Annotated in this window: 16 protein-coding genes and 1 tRNA gene; 6 read left to right on the top strand and 11 right to left on the bottom strand. The window is 54.3% G+C overall.

Going from position 1 to position 23935, the window contains the following annotated elements; translation table 11 throughout:
- Positions 1-119: 119 nt before the first annotated feature.
- Positions 120-716, top strand: a complete 597-nt coding sequence (locus HMPREF0574_RS06980) for an SAF domain-containing protein (protein ID WP_004008024.1) — start codon at positions 120-122, stop codon at positions 714-716.
- A gap of 12 nt (positions 717-728) precedes the next feature.
- Here HMPREF0574_RS06980 and HMPREF0574_RS06975 read toward each other — a convergent pair whose 3' ends face one another.
- From HMPREF0574_RS06975 to HMPREF0574_RS06965, 3 genes are all read right to left on the bottom strand, one after another.
- A complete protein-coding gene (locus tag HMPREF0574_RS06975) occupies positions 729-986 on the bottom strand; it encodes a hypothetical protein (RefSeq protein WP_248612671.1) in 258 nt (85 codons plus the stop codon).
- A gap of 8 nt (positions 987-994) precedes the next feature.
- Positions 995-5221, bottom strand: a complete 4227-nt coding sequence (locus HMPREF0574_RS06970) for a hypothetical protein (protein WP_004008022.1) — start codon at positions 5219-5221, stop codon at positions 995-997.
- A gap of 92 nt (positions 5222-5313) precedes the next feature.
- On the bottom strand, positions 5314-5913 hold the full coding sequence (locus HMPREF0574_RS06965) for a TetR/AcrR family transcriptional regulator (RefSeq protein WP_236585941.1): 600 nt from the start codon (positions 5911-5913) through the stop codon (positions 5314-5316).
- Between the two features lie 204 nt (positions 5914-6117).
- On the opposite strand from HMPREF0574_RS06965, the gene HMPREF0574_RS06960 reads away from it, so the two are divergent.
- A complete protein-coding gene (locus HMPREF0574_RS06960) occupies positions 6118-10752 on the top strand; it encodes an acyl-CoA dehydratase activase-related protein (protein ID WP_004008020.1) in 4635 nt (1544 codons plus the stop codon).
- A 6-nt stretch (positions 10753-10758) separates the two neighbouring features.
- Here HMPREF0574_RS06960 and HMPREF0574_RS06955 read toward each other — a convergent pair.
- The 3 genes from HMPREF0574_RS06955 to HMPREF0574_RS06945 all read right to left on the bottom strand — a co-directional run bounded on the left by HMPREF0574_RS06955 (position 10759) and on the right by HMPREF0574_RS06945 (position 12575).
- Positions 10759-10831 (bottom strand) — tRNA-Arg (locus HMPREF0574_RS06955).
- Positions 10832-10949: 118 nt separating this feature from the next.
- A complete protein-coding gene (locus tag HMPREF0574_RS06950) occupies positions 10950-11705 on the bottom strand; it encodes a C40 family peptidase (RefSeq protein ID WP_236585942.1) in 756 nt (251 codons plus the stop codon).
- Positions 11706-11861: 156 nt separating this feature from the next.
- The gene (locus HMPREF0574_RS06945; protein WP_004008018.1) at positions 11862-12575 is read right to left on the bottom strand and encodes a metal-dependent transcriptional regulator; all 714 of its coding nucleotides are present in this window, start codon (positions 12573-12575) and stop codon (positions 11862-11864) included.
- 220 nt (positions 12576-12795) lie between these two features.
- Here HMPREF0574_RS06945 and serC point away from each other — a divergent pair, with 220 nt between their 5' ends.
- The gene (serC, locus tag HMPREF0574_RS06940) at positions 12796-13920 is read left to right on the top strand and encodes a phosphoserine transaminase (protein WP_004008017.1); all 1125 of its coding nucleotides are present in this window, start codon (positions 12796-12798) and stop codon (positions 13918-13920) included.
- A gap of 63 nt (positions 13921-13983) precedes the next feature.
- Here serC and HMPREF0574_RS06935 read toward each other — a convergent pair whose 3' ends face one another.
- Genes HMPREF0574_RS06935 through HMPREF0574_RS06925 form a run of 3 tightly spaced genes read right to left on the bottom strand, consistent with a single transcriptional unit; the run spans position 13984 to position 16782 of the window.
- Positions 13984-15480, bottom strand: coding sequence for an NCS2 family permease (locus HMPREF0574_RS06935; RefSeq protein ID WP_004008016.1), 1497 nt, complete (start codon positions 15478-15480; stop codon positions 13984-13986).
- A gap of 53 nt (positions 15481-15533) precedes the next feature.
- Positions 15534-16352, bottom strand: coding sequence for a DUF3027 domain-containing protein (locus tag HMPREF0574_RS06930; protein WP_004008015.1), 819 nt, complete (start codon positions 16350-16352; stop codon positions 15534-15536).
- Between the two features lie 52 nt (positions 16353-16404).
- Positions 16405-16782 (bottom strand): cold-shock protein, encoded by a 378-nt coding sequence (locus tag HMPREF0574_RS06925; protein ID WP_004008014.1) that lies wholly within the window; start codon positions 16780-16782, stop codon positions 16405-16407.
- Positions 16783-16959: 177 nt separating this feature from the next.
- Between HMPREF0574_RS06925 and HMPREF0574_RS06920 the strand changes: the two genes are divergently transcribed.
- On the top strand, positions 16960-19005 hold the full coding sequence (locus tag HMPREF0574_RS06920) for a TPM domain-containing protein (protein ID WP_236585943.1): 2046 nt from the start codon (positions 16960-16962) through the stop codon (positions 19003-19005).
- Between the two features lie 190 nt (positions 19006-19195).
- Positions 19196-19771, top strand: a complete 576-nt coding sequence (locus HMPREF0574_RS06915; protein WP_004008012.1) for an NYN domain-containing protein — start codon at positions 19196-19198, stop codon at positions 19769-19771.
- Here HMPREF0574_RS06915 and HMPREF0574_RS06910 read toward each other — a convergent pair.
- Together HMPREF0574_RS06910 and HMPREF0574_RS06905 are read right to left on the bottom strand one after the other, a co-directional pair.
- Positions 19764-20603, bottom strand: a complete 840-nt coding sequence (locus HMPREF0574_RS06910) for a type 1 glutamine amidotransferase (RefSeq protein ID WP_004008011.1) — start codon at positions 20601-20603, stop codon at positions 19764-19766. The two genes, HMPREF0574_RS06915 and HMPREF0574_RS06910, sit on opposite strands and share 8 nt — an antisense overlap.
- Positions 20600-21991 carry a MurT ligase domain-containing protein gene (locus HMPREF0574_RS06905; protein ID WP_236585978.1) on the bottom strand — a complete coding sequence of 464 codons (1392 nt, stop codon included), beginning with the start codon at positions 21989-21991 and terminating at the stop codon, positions 20600-20602. The genes HMPREF0574_RS06910 and HMPREF0574_RS06905 overlap by 4 nt, the downstream gene beginning before the upstream one ends.
- A 199-nt stretch (positions 21992-22190) precedes the next feature.
- Between HMPREF0574_RS06905 and sqr the strand changes: the two genes are divergently transcribed.
- Complete coding sequence (sqr, locus tag HMPREF0574_RS06900; RefSeq protein ID WP_004008009.1) at positions 22191-23912, top strand: type III sulfide quinone reductase, selenoprotein subtype; 1722 nt, start codon at positions 22191-22193, stop codon at positions 23910-23912.
- Positions 23913-23935: the final 23 nt, after the last annotated feature.

Below are 23935 nucleotides of genomic sequence, written 5' to 3'. Positions count from 1 at the left end.
TGAACTGCTCTTTTACTGAAATTCTGAGAGTTTTCCACAAGGGTGGTGAAGATTGGGTTTTCCACAGGTAGGTAGCCACGGTAGTGGCGTAATGTCTGCGTTCTTCCTAGCGTGGGCTCATGACCATAAATCGTTTTTGGAATTGGCGTTATCCCCTCGCCGCAGGACTGGCTATCTTGGCAGTGTTCGTTGCGGTGACGCTCTTTTTACCTGAAAAAGCAGCCGCCACCGTGGTGGTAGTCAAACACGAAGTGTGTGCAGGCTGCGAAATCACTGCCCAGGACGTGAGGCTTTCCGCCCTCGCCCCCTCCGCTGTTCCCCAGGATCACTTTCAAAAAGCTGACCGTGTCATCGGGAAGACTGCTGCGGTGAGTCTGACTTCGGGAACGGTACTGCAACCAGCATTGCTGGTAGAAAACGCGGTGGAGGATCTGCGAACCGGAGAAGTTGCCTTCGCTATCGAAGTTAGCGATCCCGCGGTGGCAGGATTTTCCAAGACCGGGCAGTCGGTAGAAATTTGGTGTTCCGGGGGAAACGTGGATGGGCAACTGTTAGCTTCCAACGCCAGAGTGGTCGGCGTAAAGGCTGTCTCGGAGAATTTTTTGGGGACCGGAAACTCTGCCTCTATCGCTTACTTGGCAGCACCAGAGGACGAAGCCCGTCGAGTCATCGCTGCCAAGACCGACCATGACCTTAGCTTCGTAGTGCGCAGGTAGCGAATTCCGCGGCTACAACTTTCCAAAATGCGGGGGAATGTCATTTTGCAGTCGCTTGTCGTTGGATTCGTCGATTTCGTCCGGCGTTTCCGGGGGCATCTCCACACTTCCACCGCCAGGAATCGCAAAGGGGTTGTCCTTGCCTTCGTCTTGCCGGGAGATATAGGTGGCACGACGGTGACGGCGAATCCGCTGACGTTCCTTTTTCGGTTCAGGCTCGACCTTTTGGACAGCAAAAATGTCTCGTGGCGTAGGTTTGTTCTGTTCCATCATTTTCCTCACAAGGCCGCGTTACGCCTACGGACTACATGACGTAGCACGGCGTCGACTTGAGCGCCGCGACGCGAAAGTTCTAAGGTTTCCCGCAATTCGTTCACCTGCTGATCCTCGCTACGTTCCACCCCGTCGGATTGAATCCATTCCAACAGTTCATCTAGCTGGTCATCCCCATAAGCCGCCAAAGGCAGTCCTTTTGCGACCGGAGGTCGCGGACCACGGGCAGCTCCAACCACGCGCAAATTCGGGGCAGCGGGATTTTTTTCTTCTGACTCCCGGTCCTCGGGGTTAGTGTTGGCGTTATCCTCAGCAGGGGTCTCCTCGGAGTTTCGGGGCGCAACAGATTCCGCTGCGGGCGATTCTGTACTATTCAGTACAGTTTTAGGACGACTTGATTCTTCAGGAACTTCGATTTGCGGAGCCGCGATGAGGGGAACCGAAAGCGCATCTTTTCGGCTAGTCAAAGCCGTTTCCACCGCGTGTCGGACCTTTGCCGCCTGCGCGGCAGGGTTCGCAAAAACTTCCATGGTGTAACAGGTGATGACTTTCCAACCAGCCGCTTCTAATCGGGCGGGCCAGAGCCTCTCCCGTCTGCGCAAGGAAGGTTCTCTCACGTAAGTGTCGTCGTCGGTCAAAACTGCTACCAGCAGCTCACTGGGCAGTTCAGCAGAACCAATCGCCAGGGGAATCTGAATTCCGTCTTTGAATCCGAAGCGAGGCACTACTGTCAGACCTGCCCGCCACAGACGCTCCGCTAAATCCACCAGCAGGCGGTCCGGTTCGGATTCAAAAGATTCCGGGGTCGTGAGAGCCCGTTCCATGCCTTCTGGGTTATCGGCGGAATCCAACAAATCCACCAGCATCCGAGCCCCCGGCTCACTAATCTTGGACACGTCAACCTCATTGGCTCTAAACGCACTGACGATTTCGAGTCGTTGACGCACCACTTCCAGGCAACCGACCACGTGGGCAACTCCGGAAGGACCAGAAACTGGACCAAAATTCAACTGCACGCGCCCGTGCGGAGTCTTGGACATACCCAAACTCATAATCACTACGTCTCGGCGCAGCCCGGTCGCCGCTGCGGAATCGACGATGACGAAAGGCTCCCGTCCACTCCCCTTGTGAAAAAAATCCTGCGCCTGCGGTACTTTTACCAAAGCATCGTTCAAGGCAGAACGAATTCGCGTCACTCCCCTGGGGTTCAAACAGACTACCGCCAGGGATTGCGAGGCACGGTTCAGAGCATGATCCAAAATCAACTCCACCACGCGTGAAATTTCGCCTCGTGAAATTACCGGTGAGCCATCCCGCGCCAGATGAGATTCTGAATCGCTTATCACGTGAAGTTTCACCAGCGAAGCCGGACGCGGAGACGGTACGGGCGCCACGGCCGCACCGTAACCGTGACTCGCCAGGAACAAGGCAACCTGCTCAGAAAGCTCGCCCAAATCGCAGCGCAGCGAAACTACCGGCAGGACTTTTGCGGCAAGCTGAGTGAATCCAGTCCAGCCACGCCGTGAATCGCCGAGCACTACCAGCTGCTTTGCCCGCGCGATGAGCGGAATCACCTGAGATAAGCTCATAAAATCCAGATGATCCAACACTAAAACTTCGATTGTGGAACTTCCATAAATCTGAGCCAGCAGGTACGGCGAAAGTGCCCAGACGGGACGCAGTTGGCGAATTAGGGGAGCAAAACTTTGAAAATCAGACAGCGCCGCCGTATCCCCGCATTCGAGCACGGATTGCAAGACCTCAGCGGTCGAAGCCTGGGCTTGACGTGCTTGATTGGCAAGTTCGTGCATGGCTCGGGACACGGGGTACGGTAGCGATTCAATTTGCGCCAAATCCAAGGAACGCAGGGTATCTGCCAATTCGTGCATAGCTGCCCCATCGATACCTGCCAGGACCGAATCGCTCTGCAGAATCTTTAGCAAGATGGCTGACCACCATGCCAAATCAAGTTCTGCTAAAGCTAAATCAGCAGGAACTCGCCGCGCACGTAAATCATCGAGAAGCGGTCCCAAACCGGACTCTTTCAGTTCCTTTAGCAGCTGCACTTGCCGGGGCAGTCGCAATGCCTGGTCAGTCGTTTTGTCCAAGGATTTTACTAAATTCAAAAGGTCGGACAGCGGCACCTCCTCAGGTTTCGTCCCTTCGGGGGAGGTGACTTGGCTGAGAATGGGGGCTAGCGCCGCGACTTCGGCGAACACCTGCGCCGACAGTTCCCGTACCGCCTCAAATTCTTGTGGAATTCGTGGCCAAGCGCCCGGCAGCGCGTGACGACGCCACAGGTCACGAAAACTTTGGACTCGTACCAGTTCAGCGTGCAAATCTTGAGGTGCAACCCCCGGACGCAACGCATCTTTAGCTTGCTTTATCAGGGTTCGCTTGTCCTTGCCTTTCATCGGTAAGGAGCGCTCTTGCCGCCATTTGCGGCTGGCAGTAGCGATGACCATATCCGCTGCTGAATGCGCAAATATCTCGGGTTGGAAAATATCTAAGGAGCGCGCCACTCCCTCCAGCATTCCCAGTTGTTCTTTCCAGGCGTTCAGGGTTGAGGGGAGAACCAATCCAGTTTCTTCACTGACTCGTTCCAGTTCCTGATGCAGAGTTTCCAGACGACCGTCTGCCAGCGCATGAATCTTTTCGATGGCATCCTGGGCATCTGATTCGGTCGAAAGAACCACGCCTTTCCAGGGGGATTCCTGCAATTCCAGCTCAAGGAGACCGGCATCCTGAGCTCGGGTCAGCAGCTCCCGAGCCCGTTCGCGTCCCTCTTTGCTGGAATGCTCGTCATCGGCAAGTTCCAGTTTCACTTTCGTGCGCGGCCCCGGCTGCGCACTGGTTAAATCCGCAAGGGCTTGCAACGCCGCATAGGCGGAAACTCCCCACGGTTCACGTACCACATGTAAACGCTGGGTGTAAGCGCTCAGTTTGTCTCGGGTTTGCCGCAGCCTTTCGTGAGCGTCACCCAATTCGGTCACCGGTACTGGCGGCTGTGGATAAGCGGTGTCTTCGTTCAACAGTTGGTCGCGGAGCCCGCTGAGCCACTCACTAGCCCCGGTTAGGTCCAATACGAAACTGCCCAATCCGGTCTTTTGCATACCGTCCACTGTGACTCTACCAATTCGGCGCCCTCCCGGTACGTAGCAAACGTGTTTCCCGCTGGCCCCGCAATCTGCCAGGATTGCTTGTACGGTAGAGGCACCGGGCGCTCCCGGAGGAACATCGACGAAAATAGAACGTCCGCTGGCAATCAATTCCACAACTCGGGCTTGGCTCACGTCCAAGTCTCCGATGCCGCGTTCCAAATCCGGATCCCGGTCTGCCGGGCTGGTCTCCGGCAATGGTTCCAAGAGCTCAGCAGCTGCCGATTTATCTCCGGCGAAGGCTCTGACCAGTGGATTCTTGCCAGCCATCGGGAGGATAGCATCCCAATCTGAGCTGAGTACCGCACTGGAGACTCCCAGATTGGCAACCAGCAAATTTTCTTTGAGATCAAATCCTGGTATAAAGTCTTGTCCCGCTCGGCGAATCGCTTCCAGAGCTGGGGTCACGTTCAGGCGACCGTCTTCTAAGCTCGCGGCGATTATGGCTTCGGGATTGCAATCGATATGACGGTCACGAAATGCTTTCACCAGAACCGGATTTATCACGACGGACCCGCCCATTTTTAAGGTGTAGTCTCCGTCAATCGCCTCCAGCTCCAGCGGACGCATCAGAACCGGCAGATTAAATTTTTCCAGTTTGAAATGACTGAGTTCGGGGCGAGTGCCTCGTTCAGATTCTTTAAAAGGGGGCAATTGTGTCCAATTAGCTACCCCAATCACCAGATTGGTGGGGTACAGCCCGCTGCGCGCTACTGAGGATTTCTTTTCGGCGTCTAGTTTCCTCATCACTGCCCGAGCGGCTCCCAAGACAGCGTTGTCACGCAGTAATGAAGATAATTTTGTCAGTCGACCACCATACAACTGAGCTATTCCCGCCGGATGCGCCCCCGTCAAATCAAGAAGGTTCTGCAGAGTATCGAGGTCACGTAGCCCCTGAGCTCCCGGCGAAGCCGAGGCTTCTTCAGCCCACCGCGTCAGACGCTCCTGAACCGAATCGACTGCTACAGACTGTAGGACTTCGGTGGCAGCATCATCGCGCGCAGAGGAAGCGGGCTCGGAATTTGCCGCACTTTCTCCGGGGTTTTGTACCGGCTGTTCCAAATCTTCTTCCACATATCCACGATAGGTGAAATATGGCACAATTCAGCGATGGCGCGCCAAAAGTGGGTGAATCTAGCGGAGGAAATGGGAACTCACAACCCGGATTACCCCACAGTTTCCAGCTGCCCCAGCAGGCGCTGAATCACCGTTCCCAGCACTGCAATCAGGTCTTCACGACTCATAGAGGCGAGAGGCTCCAGCTTTACCACATAGCGAGATAGCAAAACCCCCAGAATTGCACTCAACATCAGCTCTATGGCCAAATCCAAATCTGTCCCGACTTGTTCCTTAATGCTGGCCATAATTTGATTTTCCACATAGTTCGCAAAGGTCTGCTGGGTTGCCGAATCTTGCAGCAGCAGGTTAAACAACGTCTCCAGAGTTCCCGCCGTAGCGGCTTGTTCCCAAGTATTCAAAATGGTGGCAGCCAAACGGTGTCCGGTTTCTTCTGGAGGACCCTCCACCAACGCCGCTGTCATCAATTGCTTGGGATCTCCCGGCAAAGCCAGCGATTCTCGCAACAGATGAGCCTTGGAACGAAAGTAATACGCGATGAGCGCCGGATCCACTCCGGCACGACGAGCAATTTCGCGGTAGGTAGCGTGTTTATAGTCCAGTTCGGTAAATGCCGCATGGGCTGCTGTCAGGATTCTTTCTCGCGTTTCTCCTCGCGGTCCCGAAGGACCTCTCCGGACTAAATTCACACTCTTGACCAATTTAACAAACCTCACGTTACTTAATTATTTGTTCAAGTTTCAATAACGATTCCGCCAACTCTCCACCTGTTTTCGAGGTGAACTCAAGGATTTCGCATTTTATATTATTCTAATTTCAACACGTTAAAATTTCTCGGTTGTCTCGATAGGTTCCTACCAAGCACGGCAAGGAAATGAATTGAGGCCCATCGTATGAGTGTTAGTGCCGCGAACATCATCCGCCTCGGAGTCGATGTGGGTTCCACCACGGTAAAGGCGGTAGCCCTCAACGCTCAAGGACAAAAAGTCTTTGCCGACTACCGCCGACACAAAGCAGATGTTCGCCGTGAGCTAACCCAGCTTTTGGAAGATGTCCTCATCGATTTGGGTGACGTTACCGTCCAAACCGCAGTCACCGGCTCGGGCGGTCTGCAAATCGCGAACTCTATGCGGGTTCCCTTTGTCCAGGAAGTCATTGCAGAAACCGAAGCTGTGCGTCAACACAGCCCGCAAACTGACGTCATCATCGAACTGGGCGGGGAAGACGCGAAACTGACCTATCTGCATCCGACTCCCGAACAGCGAATGAACGGGTCTTGTGCGGGAGGAACCGGGGCATTCATCGACCAAATGGCGACCCTGCTGGACACCGATGCCGAGGGAATGAACAGACTTGCGGCACAATCCCAGACCATTTACCCCATCGCTTCACGCTGCGGCGTTTTTGCAAAATCCGACATTCAACCGTTGTTGAACCAGGGCGCCGCCCACGCAGACATTGCGGCCTCTGTGTTCATAGCGGTAGCCACGCAAACCATTGCGGGTCTCGCTAACGGTCGCCCTCTTCGTGGTCAGGTCATGTTCCTCGGCGGACCGCTCCATTTCCTGCCGGAGCTGCGCCAGGCTTACCAAAAGCTGCTACCAAAAGTCGAAAACTTTTACACGCCCCCCGACGCGCAACTCTTTGTAGCCTTAGGCAGTGCTTTGTTGGCAGACGGAGGAGGCGCGGGTGGTCCAGCTGCCACCCCGGAAAGCCTGAAAGTCCTGATTGACTGCCTGAAGCAGGCTAAAGTCATCCATGAATCGACCCGGATGCGCCCCCTATTCAAAAACGATGCCGAGCTGGCGGAGTTTCGTCAGCGCCACCGGCGCGATTGCATCCAGTCCCTAGACCCGAATGAAGCGCAAGGTCGTTGTTGGCTGGGGATTGACGCCGGTTCCACCACCATCAAAGCGGTAGTTATCGACGAGACAGACCGCATAGTTTTCTCTCATTACGCCTCAAATGAAGGGAATCCCCTCCGAGCGGCCATCGAGATTATCCGCCAAATTCACCAGGAACTTCCAGCAGACACCACTATCGGACGCGCTTGCGCTACCGGTTACGGTGAAGGCCTGATAAAGACCGGGCTGAGTCTGGACGAAGGAGTCGTGGAAACTATGGCTCACTATCGGGCGGCAAACCGTATCGCTCCGGGGGTAACTTCGGTGGTGGACATCGGCGGCCAGGACATGAAATTCATCAAGATTAAGGACGGCAGTGTCGACTCGATTTCAGTCAACGAAGCGTGTTCTTCCGGCTGCGGTTCGTTCTTGCAAACGTTTGCCGCCACAATGAGTACCACGGTACAGGAGTTTGCTGCCGCCGCGGTGCAGAGCCCCAATCCGATAGATTTAGGGACCCGGTGTACCGTGTTTATGAATTCTTCGGTCAAACAAGCCCAAAAAGAAGGCGCCGATACCGGGGCTATCGCCGCGGGGCTGTCGTATTCGGTAGTACGTAACGCTCTGTATAAAGTCATCAAGCTAAAAGACCCTTCAGATTTGGGTGACAAGGTCGTGGTGCAGGGAGGTACTTTCCTGAACGATGCCGTATTGCGGGCGTTCGAGTTACTGACGAAACGTGAGGTGATTAGACCCAATATCGCCGGTCTGATGGGAGCCTACGGGGCGGCCTTGAGCGCCAAAATGCACGATGACCCCACCGCACAATCCACTCTGGCAAGCTTGGCGGATTTGGATGCCTTCGATGTTGAAACCACCCATAAAACCTGCAACTTTTGCCAAAACCACTGCCAGGTGACGATTTCTACCTTCGCTAACGGATCCCGCCATGTCACCGGCAACCGTTGCGAACGCGGCGCTAGCTTGGAAAAACGACCTCAAAAGTCCGAGGTTCCAAACCTCTATGACTGGAAATATCGCCGGCTGTTCGCCTATCGCCGGCTGACCGAAGACAAAGCCACTCGCGGGGATATCGGCATTCCTCGCGTTTTGGGAATGTATGAGGATTATCCGCTATGGTTCACAATTTTGAGCCAGCTGGGTTTTCGCGTCATGATTTCGGGACGGTCCTCCCACGATCTGTTTGAACAGGGAATGGAATCAATTCCCTCGGAAAATACCTGCTATCCGGCAAAACTGGCCCACGGGCATATTGAGCAGCTACTAGAAAAAGGGATACAAACAATTTTCTACCCCTGCGTGAGCTACAACATACCCCGTAATTTCCAGGCAGACAATCATTTCAATTGTCCGGTCGTCGCCACCTATCCCGAAGCGCTACGTCACAACGTGGAAGGTCTTGATGCCCCCGGAGTTCGTTTCATCTCACCGTTCTTAAACCTGGCGAATCCAGAATTCGTGGCAAAACGTCTGACTGAAGTATTTGCTGACTGGAATGCCACTATTGAGGAGGTCACCGCCGCGGTTCACGCCGGCTACGCCGAGGGCGCGAGAGTCAAAGACGAGATTCGTCAGCAGGGTCGTCTGGCCCTGGAATGGATGCGCGCGCATGGCAAACGCGGTGTGGTCCTAGCGGGTCATCCCTACCACTTGGATCCGGAAATCAATCACGGAATTCCCGAGGCAATTGTCAGCTTGGGCATGGCGGTGCTGACGGAGGACTCTATCGCTGACGGACGTCTGGAACGCCCGCTGCGGGTGCGCGACCAGTGGACTTATCACTCTCGCTTGTACGAGGCTGCCGCCCGAGTTGCCTCGGAACCAGATTTAGAGCTGGTGCAGCTGACCTCGTTTGGTTGTGGTCTCGATGCCGTCACCGCAGAACAGGTCCAAGAAATTCTGGAAGGCCAAAACGACATCTATACCCAACTCAAGATTGACGAGGTCTCAAACCTAGGAGCAGCAACCATTCGTCTACGTTCCCTGGCCGCGGCCGCTATCGAGCGCACAGGACGCTCTAAACGCCCGGACGGCAACATCAGTGTCGCCGGTCTGACCGGCAGCGCGAACGTAGACAGTACCGGCAGTGTCAACGTGAGTTTTCTACCCAACCCCTCCCCCGAGACTGCTGAGAACCATCATCAGGTCGCTGGTGAAGCTCTCACCTCAGCGACCGTGGCTACCTTCCCTGCCAGCTCTACCCGCCCGGAGGGGGTGCCCAGTCCCCTATCTGTACTCCATAGTGCCGGCAAGAATCCTGCGGGTCATGTCTACGAGGCACCCCCGTTCACGAAAGAGATGCGAGATGCCGGCTATACCATTCTGGTGCCGCAGATGGCGACCATCCAATTTCGTTTGGCAGAGCCGATCCTGAAACGCAAAGGGTACAACATTCGGCTGCTGGAGACTGTCGACGCGCAAACCATGGAAACTGGGCTCAAGTACATCAATAACGATGCCTGCTACCCCTCACTGGTGGTGCTGGGGCAGCTCATCGACGAATTTGTTTCCGGACGAGCCAACCCGGATCAAACTGCCGTAGCCATGAGCCAGACCGGCGGGATGTGTCGGGCGACAAACTACGCTTCGCTGCTGCGTAAGGGATTGCGAGATGCCGGATACCCGCAGGTCCCGGTCATTGCCATGTCCCTGCAAGGACTGGAAGAAAACCCCGGATTTAAGTTCACGATTCCGATTTATCATCGAATTATTCAAGCCTTGGTCATCGGCGACGCTATTCAAAAGATGCTGCTGCGAGTCCGACCCTACGAGGCGGATCCAGGCTCGGCGCTGGCTCTTTATGAGCGCTGGAACGCGTTGTGGCGCGACTGGTTTGCCTCGAGCGGAAAACGAGTCGACGGTTTCGGGCATGTCAGCTATGCCAAGCTCACGAAGATATGCGTAAGTGAATTTGATGCCCTTCCCCTGCTGAACATTGCCCGCAAGCCGCGGGTCGGAATCGTCGGAGAAATACTGGTCAAATTCCATCCCTACGCCAATAACCATGCGGTACAAACCATCGAAGACGAAGGCTGCGAAGCGGTCTTGCCCGGTCTGCTGCAATTCTTTGAATACACGCTTGCAGACGGTAAATGGGACTGGGAGCACCTGGGGATAAACCCCCTCGCCCGGTTCACGAAACCACTGGCACTGTGGCTTTTGCGCCGATACACCGCAACGGTGAACAAGGCGATGTCAGCCACCAACGGCAAATTCCTGCCTTCCCACAACATTATGGATATGTATGAGCGTTCCCAAGACATCGCGTCCATGGGCAACCAGGCAGGAGAAGGTTGGTATTTAGTTTCTGAGATGGTGGACATGATTGAAAGTGGCTGCCCGAATATCATTTGTGTGCAGCCCTTCGCCTGCCTGCCTAACCACATCGTCGGCAAGGGCATGTTTCGACCGTTGCGCAACCGTTATCCCCAGGCAAATATCGTCGGAATTGATTACGACCCTGGAGCTTCGGCAGTGAACCAGCTGAATCGGATTAAACTCATGATTTCGACTGCAAAAATCAACGCTGGGCGTGATTTGGACTTTAGTAAGCTAGGCGCGGATCTACCCGAAATCTCGGTGGCCGACTCCCCCACTAGCTGTTGTTCTAACCCAAACCAGCCATTGCTGCTGGGAATGCCGACTCTGCCCGACCAAGATTAAACGAAGTGCCCCCGAGCCGATTCGAACGGCCGACCTACCGCTTAGGAGGCGGTTGCTCTATCCACTGAGCTACGAGGGCAACGTCATCAAGTCTACTGTTTTTTCAGTGCGTTTTTAAAACTCTCTCCACAGCAGACTGGCAGCAATAAAAAGCGAGTGGAGCCGAATTCCCGACTCCACTCGCCCAAGTCTGAAAGTTACTGTCCGATGCGCACGTATTCAGGGTTGCCGTAAACCTGTTGAACCCTCACGGACTCACCAGGTCGTGGGGAGTGCACCATCTTGCCTTCACCGAGGTAGACACCAACGTGACCGCCGTAGTAAACGATATCGCCTGCTTGGGCTTCCCCGGCGGAAACATGCTTGCCGGAAGCACCTTGTGCCCACGAAGTACGCGGCAGGGCAATCCCTGCTTGGTTGTATACGTAACCAACGAAACCGGAGCAATCAAAGCCGTTAGGAGTAGTTCCGCCATAAACGTAGGGCACGCCCTGGTAACGCAGGGCAATGTCCGCGATAGAACCGCCGGCAATATTAGCGGGAATGGAAATCGGAGCGGCAGAAACTGCGGCGCGGTGGGTGCTGCGAGCAGCGGTCCCCTGATTGTTAGTGCTCTGCGCTTGCTCCTGTTGCTGCTGCGCCGGCACCTCAACTTGACCCTCGGTCCACGCCACGTTCTCCGGGGCGGTGACTACCGGGTTGGCAGCAACCGCGAGGTGTGCCTGCGCAACGGCGTCGCCGACCTGGGCAGAGACCGGTACTTTAGCCTGTGAAGGGGCATCTGTGCCCTCGGGAGCAGCGATAGCTGAACCTGCCCAAACGGTGCCCAACGCCAAACCGGCGGAGGCTGCGGCTACGAAGCCCTTCTTTGCGTCAATGGTTTTCAGAGAATCCAAAGGTGTAACGGGCTTAGTGGCAGCACGATGCCGAGCCCGAGAAGTGGTGTTAGCCAACCTTGTCCCTTTCCTTGAAGGCCTGATTTCAAGTTCAGATTCCGAACGGCACAACCCGTCCCCAGAACGTGTTCCTAACACTACACCAAAGAAATTCAAATGTCACATTTGGATAACAATTCCCGGCTCTTTTGACAAGAATTGGGCACTTTTTGCCTATAGCTTTATGAAAAAATGCTTGAAGAGGTCACGCGGAATCGCCACGACCGGCACGTCTTTTTCTCCACTTTTGCCTGCATTTTCAGGGAAAAGCGCGGCAACTTCAGCGTTGTCATCAAACCTGAGTGTAGCCTTAGAACCAGGTAACAATTTGGCTTCACTTAATTTCTTAAGAACGCCCTCGCAAGCCTGGACCGGCTCTCCGATTCTCCCAATCTGTACCGTTCCTCCGTCAGGGTGGCGACGCCAGAAAGAATCCAGAGTAGATCCTTCAACAGTAGGGTCAAAGATCTTGTAGTTCTTCACTCGGCGGGGTATCGGATTACCGTAGGGATCGCATTCCGGCATTTTCAGCAGTGTCAACAGTAGAGACTCGACCTTTTCACTCATGACGTGTTCCCACCGGCAGGCTTCATCGTGAACCTCATACCAAGGCAAACCGATAATGTCAGTCAAGAGACGTTCCGCTAGCCGATGTTTGCGAATGACCTCAGTGGCTGCACGCATCCCCTGTTCAGTCAACGAAATTTTTCGGTCGTCTTCCAGACTCAACAGCTCATCGCGCTCCATACGGGAGATGGTCTGGCTGACCGTCGGTCCGGAATGCCCTAATCTCTCCACGATTCGCGCTCGCAGCGGAGCCACTCCGTCTTCCATCATCTCGTAGATGACTTTCAGATACATTTCCGTGGTATCGACCATTTCGCTCATTCGCGTGATTCTTTCTGCATCGTGACTTCTCAGCAACAGTCAGGTTCTACACCGCCGAGAACACTCTCTAACTTATCAAAAATCTCAACTTTCGGGCATCTCTCCAGTCGGGTTCCTTTCTCAGTCAGTTTCCGGGTTTCCACATATTTTCTGCACAAGGGTCCTGGGGCGGGCTGATGCAGATTGTTCGACCAGTTGGGGGTGATGGCATAATCGAAATGTGAGTGAATATGCGAACCTAAAGATTCCTACCGAACTTTTACCTAAGGACGGTCGTTTTGGCTGTGGTCCCACCCTGATTCGTCGTGAGCAGTTAGATTGCTTGGGGCGTTCGACTCTCATGGGAACTTCTCATCGGCAGCCCCCGGTAAAGAATCTGGTAGCCGACTGTATCTCGCGGATGCGTGAACTTTTTGAGGTTCCCACCGATTACACGGTAGCCCTCGGCAATGGCGGAGCCACCACTTTCTGGGCCGTTGCCACCGCATCTTTAGTGAGACACCGCGCCTCTCATGCCGTCTTTGGTTCTTTTGGGGAAAAGTTCGCCAAAGAGACTTCTGGCGCACCTTTCTTGCAGGAATCACTAATCACCAAAGCCGAGTTAGGGGACTCCACCCTCCCGCAGCTTTCCGAACAGGCAGACGTTTACGCCTGGCCGCAGCAAGAAACCTCAACCGGGGCGATAGCTCCCGTGAAACGCGTGGGTCACGCGGATCAGTTGGTGTTGATTGACGCGACTTCCATTTCCGGCGCTGTGCCCGTCGATTTAACTCAGACTGACGCCTACTACTTTTCTCTGCAAAAGGCTCTGGGGTCAGATGGCGGGCTGTGGTTCGCTTTCCTTTCACCACAAGCGGTAGAACGCGCCAGTGAAATCGCCGACGCGCCGTCTGCGGACCGCTGGATTCCCGCGATTTTGAATTTGAAAACTGCGGTGGCAAATTCTGTCAAGAATCAGACTTTGAATACGCCCGCCATTGCCACTTTAGAGCTGCTACATTCTCAACTGCAATGGTTAGCTAGTCTCGGCGGGCTCCGGGACGCACACCAGCGGGTTTGCGCCAGCTCAGAAGCGATTTATGCCTGGGCGCAAGCGAAGCCTTTCGCCGCTCCCTTCGTTGCCGACCCGGTAAAACGCTCCCCGGTTGTTTCCACCATCGAATTCGATGCTTCTGTGGATACCGCAGTCCTGCTCCAGGTTTTGCGCGCCAACGGTATTGTTGACCTCAGCCCCTACCGTGCCGTGGGACGCAACCAACTTCGCATCGGTACTTTCCCCTCTACTGACCCTGCCGACACGGCAGCACTGCTAGCTTGTCTCGACTACGTCATCGAGCGCCTCTAAACAATCCGAAATCTCAAAAGACCCGGTCAATGTCTTGACCGGGTCTTTTGCTGGGAAACTTCGTTAGGAAATCAACGCCTGAATGGGTCCCAGGGCAAAGTAGACAACGAACAAGAGACCCACGACCCACATCAAGGGGTGAATCTCTTTCAACTTACCGCGCGCCAACTTCATGATGATGAAAGCGACGCAGCCAAACCCGATACCGGCAGTAATCGAGTATGAGAAAGGCATCATGGCAATAGTCAAGAATGCCGGAATTGCATTTTCAGCATTCTTCCAATCAATGTCTGCCACCTGAGTCATCATTAAGAATCCCACAAAGACCAAGGCGGTCGACGAGGCTTCTGCCGGCACCAGCTCTACCAGCGGGGCAAAGAACATGGACAGCAAGAAACACAGCCCCACTACGACGGAGGACAAACCGGTACGGGCTCCAGCACCGACGCCGGAGGTTGACTCCACATAGGACGTGTTCGAAGACACACCGCCCAAACCGCCAGCCATAGCCGCCAGAGAATCAATCAGCAGGATTTGGAAGGTACGCGGCGGGTTGCCTTTCTCATCAAGCAAACCGCCGGCTGCGCCGACACCGACCATAGTGCCCATCGTGTCAAAGAAGTCTGCCAGCATCAGGGAGAAAATCAGCAGTAGCACTGAGATAACCGGAAGCTTCGTGAACGCCCCGAAAAAGTCAATCTGACCGAAAGTGGCAAAATCAGGAAGCTGCACGGGCGAGCCCTGCAAAGCAGGGACGTTCTTGGTCCAGCCAGTTTCGTTGACGACCTTGCCGGTCTGGTCAGTCATCAGCGGGATTTTCAAAATTGCTTGGAGAATGACCGCCAAAACGGAGGACACCACAATCCCAATGAGGATGGCAGCCTGAACCTTGCGAATGTAGAGGACCAAAATCACCACGAAACCGACTAGGAATACCACCATCGGCCAACCGGCAAAGGATCCCCCGATGCCAAGCTGAACCGGAGTCCCGCCGGGACGCACGACTCCCGCGTTGATGAGACCAACCAGCGCGATAAACAGACCAATACCGACCGAGATGGCGACTTTCAGCTGGCTGGGAACGGCATTAAAGACAGCTTCACGGAAACCGGTGACCACCAGCAGCGTGATGACAACGCCCTCCCAAAAGATAAGCCCCATCGCTTCGCCAAAGGACAGCCCGAAAGGACCAAGCACCAGGGTAAATGACACCATCGCATTCAGTCCCATGCCAGCCGCCAAAGCCAGGGGGAAGTTTGCTACCAACCCCATCAGAATGGTCATCAAGCCACCGACCAGGGCAGTTCCAGCCGCGATAGAGGCAGGGGTGACATTTTCAGCTCCACCTGCGCCAGCTGCGGCAATCAGGATGGAGGGGTTGACGACCAGGATGTAAGCCATCGCAAAGAAGGTCACCAGACCGCCGCGGATTTCTTGCCTTACGGAAGATTTACGCTCGGAGAGTTCAAAAAAACCTGCGATTCCGCCGCTGGTGCGGGCGGAACTCTTAGCGGTTTTCTTTGCGGATTTGTTTGCAGTTTTTATTGTATTGTTGCTCACCGCTTAACGCTAGCTGTTTCCATGAGGATAAACCAAAACGCAACGTCACAGGCTTAGGCATCCGCGGTTTGTCCCGAAAGGGTAATCTCATCCGGATCGAGTTCCTGCAAAGATTTGTCATCCAGGAAGGTCCGTCCTACCGGTAACGTACTGGGGGTCAAATCCGCATCAGTTTCGGAGTGTGCCCCACAAGTGTGGTCCATCGCCACTACATGTCCGTCGTCAGGGCTCCACGCATTGGTGCACAAACCAAATTCCAGCCGGAGCGAACCGCTGATTTTCCAAAGGTAACCGCAGGTAGAGCACGGGTCTTCCGGCGGGTTACCGTGACGATCCAGCTCGGTACGCGAATGTACATCACGCAGCCAGCGTTTTACCGCCGCATTGCGCCCCTCACGGTTCAGGACCCGCTTGCGTCCCAGTCCCAATTCCCACAGAGCCAGCTGGTCAGCGTCTTGCCCGGTGGCTTCGTATCCTTGGTCAAGGTTCGGATCGTCGGGATTGTAGGGAGTGCGGTCTTTTCGCCCCAAGTCACCGGGCTCCAACCGCTCTGACCAGGGTATCCACGGGGGTGCCAGCAAGGCACCTTCAGCCGGCAACAGGTCCGTTTCGCACACTGTCCCAATCCGTCCGTGTGGAACTCGGGTCAGGCTGACAGCCCAGACCCAACCCTTATATCCCGGTTTCAGACACTGGAAAAAATGCGTCACCAACCGTTGACCAGTGGCTTCCACCCGCAGGTGCTCCCCCACTTCGGTGTCTTTCGTGATGGATTTTAGGGCGTTACGAGCCAGGTCAGACTGTTTTGCTAGTACGGAGTCAAGCTCCAAAGTCTCCGCAGGCTTGGTAGCCTGGGTTTGTTTTTGAGCCATCAAAAGTTCCTTCGTGTCACTTCTTGGTTTAGTTCATTCATTCTGGAGGTGCTCATGCTTCGAAAGACTGCGCCACGATTTTCAGCATCTTGGCAATTTGTTTCCCGTTCTCGGGATATTTCCCCCGTCGCAGATTTCCGGAGGCATCGTCGAGAATCCGGATGAGATCCTCCACAATAGGCACCATATCAGCAGCTTTTTTACGTTGTGCTTTCGCTACGGAGGGAAGTTTTTCAACTACGGTTACGTTCATGGCTTGACGACCACGTTTGCCGTCAACTACCGAGTATTCAACCTTGGTACCGGGGTGCAGGTCCACCACGTTCTCAGGCAGAGCCGAGGCATGGAGAAATACCTCTTCACCGTCGGCTCCAGCTACAAAACCAAAGCCTTTGACAGCGTCGTACCATTTCACTTTCCCGCTCGGCACTTGTCCTCCTCTGTAAATCTTGGTTCACTTACCGCGTAAATCTAACGATTTCGGCAAAGTTCTCAACCCAACCAGTCTAACTGTAAGCCACAGCTGAGATAAAGTTGTAGGTGACGTTTGTTCTGTTTGGAAGAAAGTAGCAAAGTTACTGTGTTCTCAAGAATTCGTTTCATCGCGGTGAGTTTTATTTTAGTGATGGCGGGGTTCGTTCCGGCGGACTTCGCGCAGGCTTCTCCTGCTGTCCAACCCGCCGCTGATCCCCTGGATGTTTCGAGCAGTCAGATTTACGACCCCGATAACAAGCTGGGCGACGATGGTATCTACCAGGTGAAGAGTTCTCTTGAAGCCGCCAAGAATTTTAACATGTCGGTCTATATCGCTATCGTCCCTGATTTCGGTGAGCTCTCTCCCCGCGAATGGAACGAAAAAACGATGCAACTTTCGCATTTACAAGCTAATTCTTATCTCCTCTCCATTGCCTATAATCCCAATGCCGACGGTGCCGGAGAGATTGCGGCTTCTTCTACCGCTGGTTCAGCTATCAATAGTGCCCAAGCTGGCGACCGGGCTATGCAGGTTTTGCCTTATCAGTTGAGTAACGGCGATTACGCGTCAGGAGTGAGTTCTTTCGTCCAACAGTTGATGGATCTCGCCATGTCGGCGAAATCTGGTCCGGCAGCTCCCGCGGATAACGCCGACGTTTCAGGAAGTTCCACCAACAACTGGTTCATCCTCATGCTGATTTTGGCAATGTTGGTGGCAGTGGCTTTGGCTATCGCGATTTATCGGCGGAATTCCTACAGTACAGCAGCGAAAACTCAGGACAGCGCGAAGTTTGACGGGGTTGAGAAAGTCAATCAAGACAGCTCGGTTGAAGGCAACGCGACATTTACCCCCGCAACTGCCACAGATACAGTGCCTCCGGAAAACGCTACTCAGCCCGTCACAACTTTTGACACCCCTGCTGCGGTTGGAGATACCCCCGAGACAACGCCGACAGATACCTACGTTGCAGCTGCGCCGACAGCCGCACCACCGGAACAGATTCAGCCGGAAGCCCCGACCTATCCAGAGCCAGAGATGCTCTTCGATGAAGCAGCAGCCGCTGAAAGCGAGGTCAGCTACGAACGGGGTCTCAACGCTGTACACGATTTGAACAAGGCGATTTTTGCGGCGGCAGAGGACTTGCACGCTTCCGTGGAAGCCTTTGGACCGGCGGAAACCACTAACTTCGCCGCCACCTTGGATTTCTCTCGAGAGCAAGCCAATGCCCTGATGAACTGGCTTGCAGGAGCAGATTTAGTCAGCTCCGAGGAGGCCGGGCAAGTTGAGGATTCGGCTCAACAGGTTAAACAGACTCTGTCCGCTGAGGTACTCGAATTCACGAAGCGTCGCTACAATCCTGACCAGGTCGAGGTTTCCCTCAACCGGTTGGCAGCTGCCTGGAACCGAGCTCGGAAATCTTTGGCACAGGTTGAAATCGTGGAAAAACAGCTAGAAGCCGACTATCCCCAGGCGAATCTGGGTCATGCCAGCGCCAATCTAAGTCAATCGAAACGGCTACTAAAAGCTGCCTACAAAGGAATTTTTTCCGGGCAAAAGTGTTTGCAAGAAGGGGACGCCAAAACTGCAATTCGTTATGCGCGCGGTTCTGAGCGAGCAATCACTCAGACCGAATTCGCCCTCGAACACATCACCAAGCTCGGTGCATTTCTATCTGAAACCAAAGAGCACCTCTCCAACATGTTGGAAACATTGAACGCGAATGTGCAAACCGTCCGGACCTATGATCCCGAAGCAAGTGGTCAGGAAATCGCCATTACGTTGCGAACTATGGAAAAAGCCCAGAAGGCTCTGGTCGGGGAAGGGGATCCCATCGAGGCTTTGAGCAAGCTCTGTGGTCTGCAAGCCAACCTGTTCAATATCTATGGCACTTCGGTTTTGGCGCAAGATTTGGCTCAGTTACAAGGACAATTCCCGCTGCGTTTAGAGTGGGAGCAGCAGCATCTGGAGCTGCTGCGCACAGATATAATGCTGCGTCGCAATAGCATTGACCCGCAGATTGAACTGGAATTGGCTCGCTGCGAGCAACTTATCGCCCAGGCGCGAGAGAAGCTCCCACAAGGACCGCTCATCGGGATGACGATGCTTTCTACAAGCGCGGAGATGTTGATTCAGTTGGGCAGTGGGATACCGGAGGCTTTCCCCACGCCGGCTAAATAGTCCTCTGATAATTGTTTTGACCCGGTTTCCGGGTCAAAACTGTTTTTTAGGGCAGTTATCCGCCCAACGACATAGTTAAAAAAGTTATAGGATGCTGAGAAGTCTGAAAATATCGGGATACCTTTTGGAAGTCCCGGCTATTCAAATTTTGAAAATTTAAAGATAAATACTGTAAGTAAAGAAAAACTCAATGAAGCTGCAAATTCCTGAAGAAGAAACGACTTACCTTTTAGTCGATGGAGAAAACATCGACGCAACCTTAGGGCTGAGCGTCTTGGGACGTCGTCCCGACCCTGACGAACGCCCCCGCTGGGATCGTGTCCGCGACTATGTCTCGGAAACCTTTCCGGGTCAAACCAAAGGGCTGTTCTTTCTAAATGCGTCCGCGCACATGCCCATGACGTTTGTCCAAGCCCTACTGGCGATGAATTACCAACCGATTCCGCTTGCTTCTGAAAGGGATGAAAAGGTTGTTGACGTGGGGATTCAGCGCACTTTAGAAGCTATCGACAAACAAGAATACGGAAATGTGGTATTAGTTTCTCACGATGGTGATTTTGAACCTCAATTGCGCAGTCTGCTGCGCAACGACCACGACGTTACGGTGGTCGGGTTTGAAGAATTCCTCTCCGGCGAGTTGCGCACTCTCGAGGAAAGCGGTCTAAAAATCGTGGATTTAGAACGGGAGATTCACGCTTTCAATGCACCACTGCCCCGTATCGGAGCTATCCAGCTGAGCGAATTTGTCCCGGAAGATTTTATTTAATCGCGGCTAAACGTTCCTGACGCAAACGTTGCAATCCAGGAATTTCCGGTACCGCCAGGGGCAGGGGAATTCCCAAGGCGCGGGCTAACAGCAAGTCAGCCAGCTGCGGATTTCGAGCCAAACACGGACCGTGCAGATAGGTCGCAATGATAGAACCCTGCACGCAACCTTCCATTGGTTTTCCGTCCTCTGCGACACGATAGCCCTCCGGAATCTCCCGGCTGACTTCACGCCCCTGCTGTACACCGGCTGCTGCACTAGCACCGTCTGCCAGTCCCGGAGCTACCCCCGGCTGACCGTTACCGATGCCAGAGGTCACGAATCCCAATGGGGATGCGTCCCGACCCAAGAGGGTTGCGCCCCCGTGATTCTCAAAACCAGTCAGGGGTTCACTCAGTTCTCGTTCCAACGGTAAACCGCTCGGGGAATTGATTAATTCTCCGATAGCTCGCGCTCCTTGCGGCAGAGTCACCACGTCCAGCAATCCTGCCCCTTCGGTGCGTCTGCCTTCCGCGTCCGTGTACCAAGTTCCTAGAACCTGGAATGCTGCACATATCGCGAGAACGGGTTTTTGTTTTTGTACCGCTCGTTCCAATCCGCGGTCGGTTAAGAGGCGGCGAGAGGCAATGGTTTGCGCAACGTCTTCCCCACCGCCCAAAGTGTAGATATCCAGGCTCTCCGGGATTGCCTCAGTGCAGCTCACGTGAACAATCTCAGATTGATAGCCCAACAATTTGGCTCGATGCGCCAGCACCACCGCGTTACCGCCGTCTCCGTAAGTACCCAATACTTCGGGCATTAAGATCCCGATACGCAACGTCGATTCGTTCACTGCAACCACCCTCGTGCTACAAATTCAGCCCGTGCATCACGGAAACTTGTGTAGTTCAACAATAAATCAACTTCACCGGGCGCAACCATCTCGATAGCATCCAAAACTGTCGATGCCCAACGTGTCTCAATGTCGGCGTAGTTCAAACGCACCTGTAAATCAGCGCCACGTTCGCCGGTAGCGACCACGGTTTTTCCGCTTAAAGATTCAAAATTCACATCCCACAGCCAGCTCAAATCGGTTCCATCGGGAATTTGACCGTTGACTCCCACGATGATTTCAGCCTGCGGGTTCAGCATCGTCAGAGATTCCATCCATCCTGCCGGATTCTTTGCTAACAGCATCCGCACATGGCGCCCATCCACGCTGAAACTAGCGTAACGCCCTGCCACATCTTTCACTTGAGCGATACCGGTAGCAGCAGCGGAGACCTCCACGCCCAGTAATCTCGCTGCCACGAAAGCCTGCAGGGCATTGCCACGATTTGCTCGACCGGGGAGCTGTATCGTCGCGGTTGTTTCCTGCCCACTGCCGGTATCGATTAGCTGCACAGGAACACCGGGCTGGTAGCTCTCGGCTTTCCAAATCCACTTCGGGTGAGGCCGAGCAAACTCAGACTGGGTCGGGGGCTTGTCCCAAGGCACCTCATGAGCCAGCAGTTCCTCGACTGGAATCGAGCGCCACGACACATCCCGGTCGAGACCGGAAGCGAGTTCAGGTGGTTTTCCAGTGGTCGCGTCCGATTCATCCGGAGAATAAATAATAGCTCCGCCGGTTCGAGGCGCTGTCAAGGAGTCTCCATTCCAGCCTTTGCCTGCCGCGACCCAGACGGGATGCGCGCTATCCCAAGCTGCCGAGGTCATCAGAGGATCATCCACATTGGCGACCACGTAGGCTTGTGGATTTTCATCGACAGCGCGACGGATGCGTTTTTCAATAACTGCGATTTCCCCCACTCGATCCAGCTGATCACGTGAGAGGTTCAACAACACGATAACCCGCGGGCGAGTTGCTTTCGCAATCAGCTCCAGGTGCATTTCATCAATTTCCAGAATCGCCACGCCAGCGCGCGGATTCGACATCAAAGCCGCGACAACTCCGGGAGTCATGTTATCTCCGCCACGGTTTGAAGCTACAGCTACGCCTCCCGCCCGGACTGCTTCGCTGAGCATTCGCGTAGTTGTTGTTTTCCCATTAGTACCCGTGACCAAAGCAACAAGCCGATCTGCCGCCAAATGCTCCAGAATCTTAGGCTGCAGCCGCAACGCTACCCGACCGCCAATCATGCCACCGCTGCCTCGCCGGGTGACTCGGGACAGCCACGCCGCACCTCTGCCCGCCGCTAATGCGAGGCGATCACGAAAATTCAGTCGACCTTTCCAAGGCAGGACCGATAGACTGTTTAGGTCTGAGGAAGAAACGGATGAACTCACGTAACAATTCTAAGGGCAATATCAAAAACAATCTCATACAGCCCTGCATACTACCTAACAGTAACATGCAAGTCTATTGATATAACAGCGAATTCTGCGACAGCTAACGATTTATTACAAAACGCTTTGGGCGAAGAAGTCAAAGGAGAATACCATGCAGGAAATCGTCATCCTCGGCGGCGGCACTGCCGGGTCAACCGTAGCTAATCGCCTGTACAGAAAACTTCCTGCCCATGAATACCGCATCACGGTAGTGGACCGCGACAATAACCATCACTACCAGCCGGGATACCTCTTTATACCTTTCGGTCTGTATAAACCCCGCCGCGTCGTGAAACCTCGTTCGCATTTCTTGCCTAGGGGAGTGCGTTTCCTCATGGATACCATCAAACGAGTGGATCCGGTGGCTAAAACCATAGAACTTGGAAGTCAGATTATCCCTTACCATTACCTCATAATTGCCACGGGATGCACCATCCGCCCCGACCAAGTGCCGGGAATGAGCGACCCCAGGGTGTGGCGCAAATCCGTCTATGACTTTTACAGCTTGGGTGGCGCAGTCCGTCTGCACCGGGCGATGCAGCAATTCAAGCGCGGGCATCTAGTCGTGCACATCTCCGAAATGCCCATCAAGTGCCCCGTAGCCCCGCTGGAATTCGCGCTCTTGGCGGATTGGTTCTTTTTCATGCGCAGACGCCGTTTAGACATAGATATCACTTTCGTCACCCCGCTGGACGGGGCTTTTACTAGACCCGTAGCCAAAGCACAGCTCGGAGAGTTGTTGCGTCATCGTGACATCGAATTGGAAACCGACTTTAACGTTGAATACCTCGACCCGAAACGCAAAGTTCTGATTGGCTACGACGGGCGGGAAATCCCCTTTGATTTACTGGTGACAACCCCTCCGACCATGGGTCAGCAATACATCGCTGATTCTGGCTTGGGAAATGACTCCAACTATGTTTCCGTGAATAAGCACACTTTGCAATCCACCGCCTACCCGGATATTTTCGTGCTGGGCGACGCGGGAGATTTTCCCACTTCCAAGGCCGGCGCAGTGACTCATTTCCAAGCCAAGACTTTCGTGCCGAATTTCCTCAATTACTTACGCGGCAAACCCTTGACGGAATCTTTTGATGGACACGTCACTTGCTTTATTGAGTCGGGATTTCACAAGGCGCTGTTGCTCGACTTTAACTATGACGTACAGCCAGTCACGGGCAAGTTTCCCCTCCCCCTGGTGGGACCGCTAAGCCTGCTGAAAGAAACTCATTTCAACCACTTGGCTAAAATAGGGTTCTATTTCGCATATTGGGGTCTCTTGGTGCGCGGTCTTCCGCTGCTGCTACCTCGTAACATGCCTAGATTTGGCAAGGACTTTGCTCGGTGGGGTCTGCGTGATGATGGAGTCACAGCGCTTCCTCCGAAGCCACGTCAAGCAGTATCTCCCTCTCCACAAGTTCGGGTTCCCGTGGTCAAGGTGACTCCTCCGACTCCTCAGGTGGCTCCGTATCCCACCCCCAGCTGTGAACCGCCAACCCCTGCCGCTAGTAACCAAATTCCAGTATTGCACCAAGTCAACGGCATACCTATTGACGTAACCGATGAGGGTTTCATGATTCATCCGGAACAGTGGAATGACGAAGTCGCCAAGGGTTTAGCGGCGGCTTTGCACATAGAGCTAGATGATGCTGCTTGGGAAGTGGTGCGTTTTGTCCGCCGCGAATTTGAAGAATACGGCGTCTCTCCAACCTTGGGACGGATTGCCAAGGTAGGGGGATTCAAGGTCAAAACCGTTTTTGAAATGTTTGGAACCAAGCCAGCGAAAAAGTTAGCCTTCCTCGCGGGGGCCCCGAAACCTGTGGGATGCGTGTGAAAATGGCAAGCTTAACTGACCAG

The organism is Mobiluncus curtisii subsp. curtisii ATCC 35241 (assembly GCF_000146285.1).
GTDB classification, from domain to species: domain Bacteria; phylum Actinomycetota; class Actinomycetes; order Actinomycetales; family Actinomycetaceae; genus Mobiluncus; species Mobiluncus curtisii.
Note: the sequence above shows the minus strand (reverse complement) of the source record. Positions and strands in the feature narration are given on the sequence as shown.

What these genes read in the sequence shown, in the direction of transcription:
- HMPREF0574_RS06980 (WP_004008024.1), top strand. Translation starts at nt 120, where the DNA reads ATGACCATAAATCGTTTTTGGAATTGGCGTTATCCCCTCGCCGCAGGA.
- HMPREF0574_RS06975 (WP_248612671.1), bottom strand. Translation starts at nt 986, where the DNA reads ATGGAACAGAACAAACCTACGCCACGAGACATTTTTGCTGTCCAAAAG.
- HMPREF0574_RS06960 (WP_004008020.1), top strand. Translation starts at nt 6,118, where the DNA reads ATGAGTGTTAGTGCCGCGAACATCATCCGCCTCGGAGTCGATGTGGGT.
- HMPREF0574_RS06945 (WP_004008018.1), bottom strand. Translation starts at nt 12,575, where the DNA reads ATGAGCGAAATGGTCGATACCACGGAAATGTATCTGAAAGTCATCTAC.
- HMPREF0574_RS06930 (WP_004008015.1), bottom strand. Translation starts at nt 16,352, where the DNA reads ATGGCTCAAAAACAAACCCAGGCTACCAAGCCTGCGGAGACTTTGGAG.
- HMPREF0574_RS06915 (WP_004008012.1), top strand. Translation starts at nt 19,196, where the DNA reads ATGAAGCTGCAAATTCCTGAAGAAGAAACGACTTACCTTTTAGTCGAT.
- sqr (WP_004008009.1), top strand. Translation starts at nt 22,191, where the DNA reads ATGCAGGAAATCGTCATCCTCGGCGGCGGCACTGCCGGGTCAACCGTA.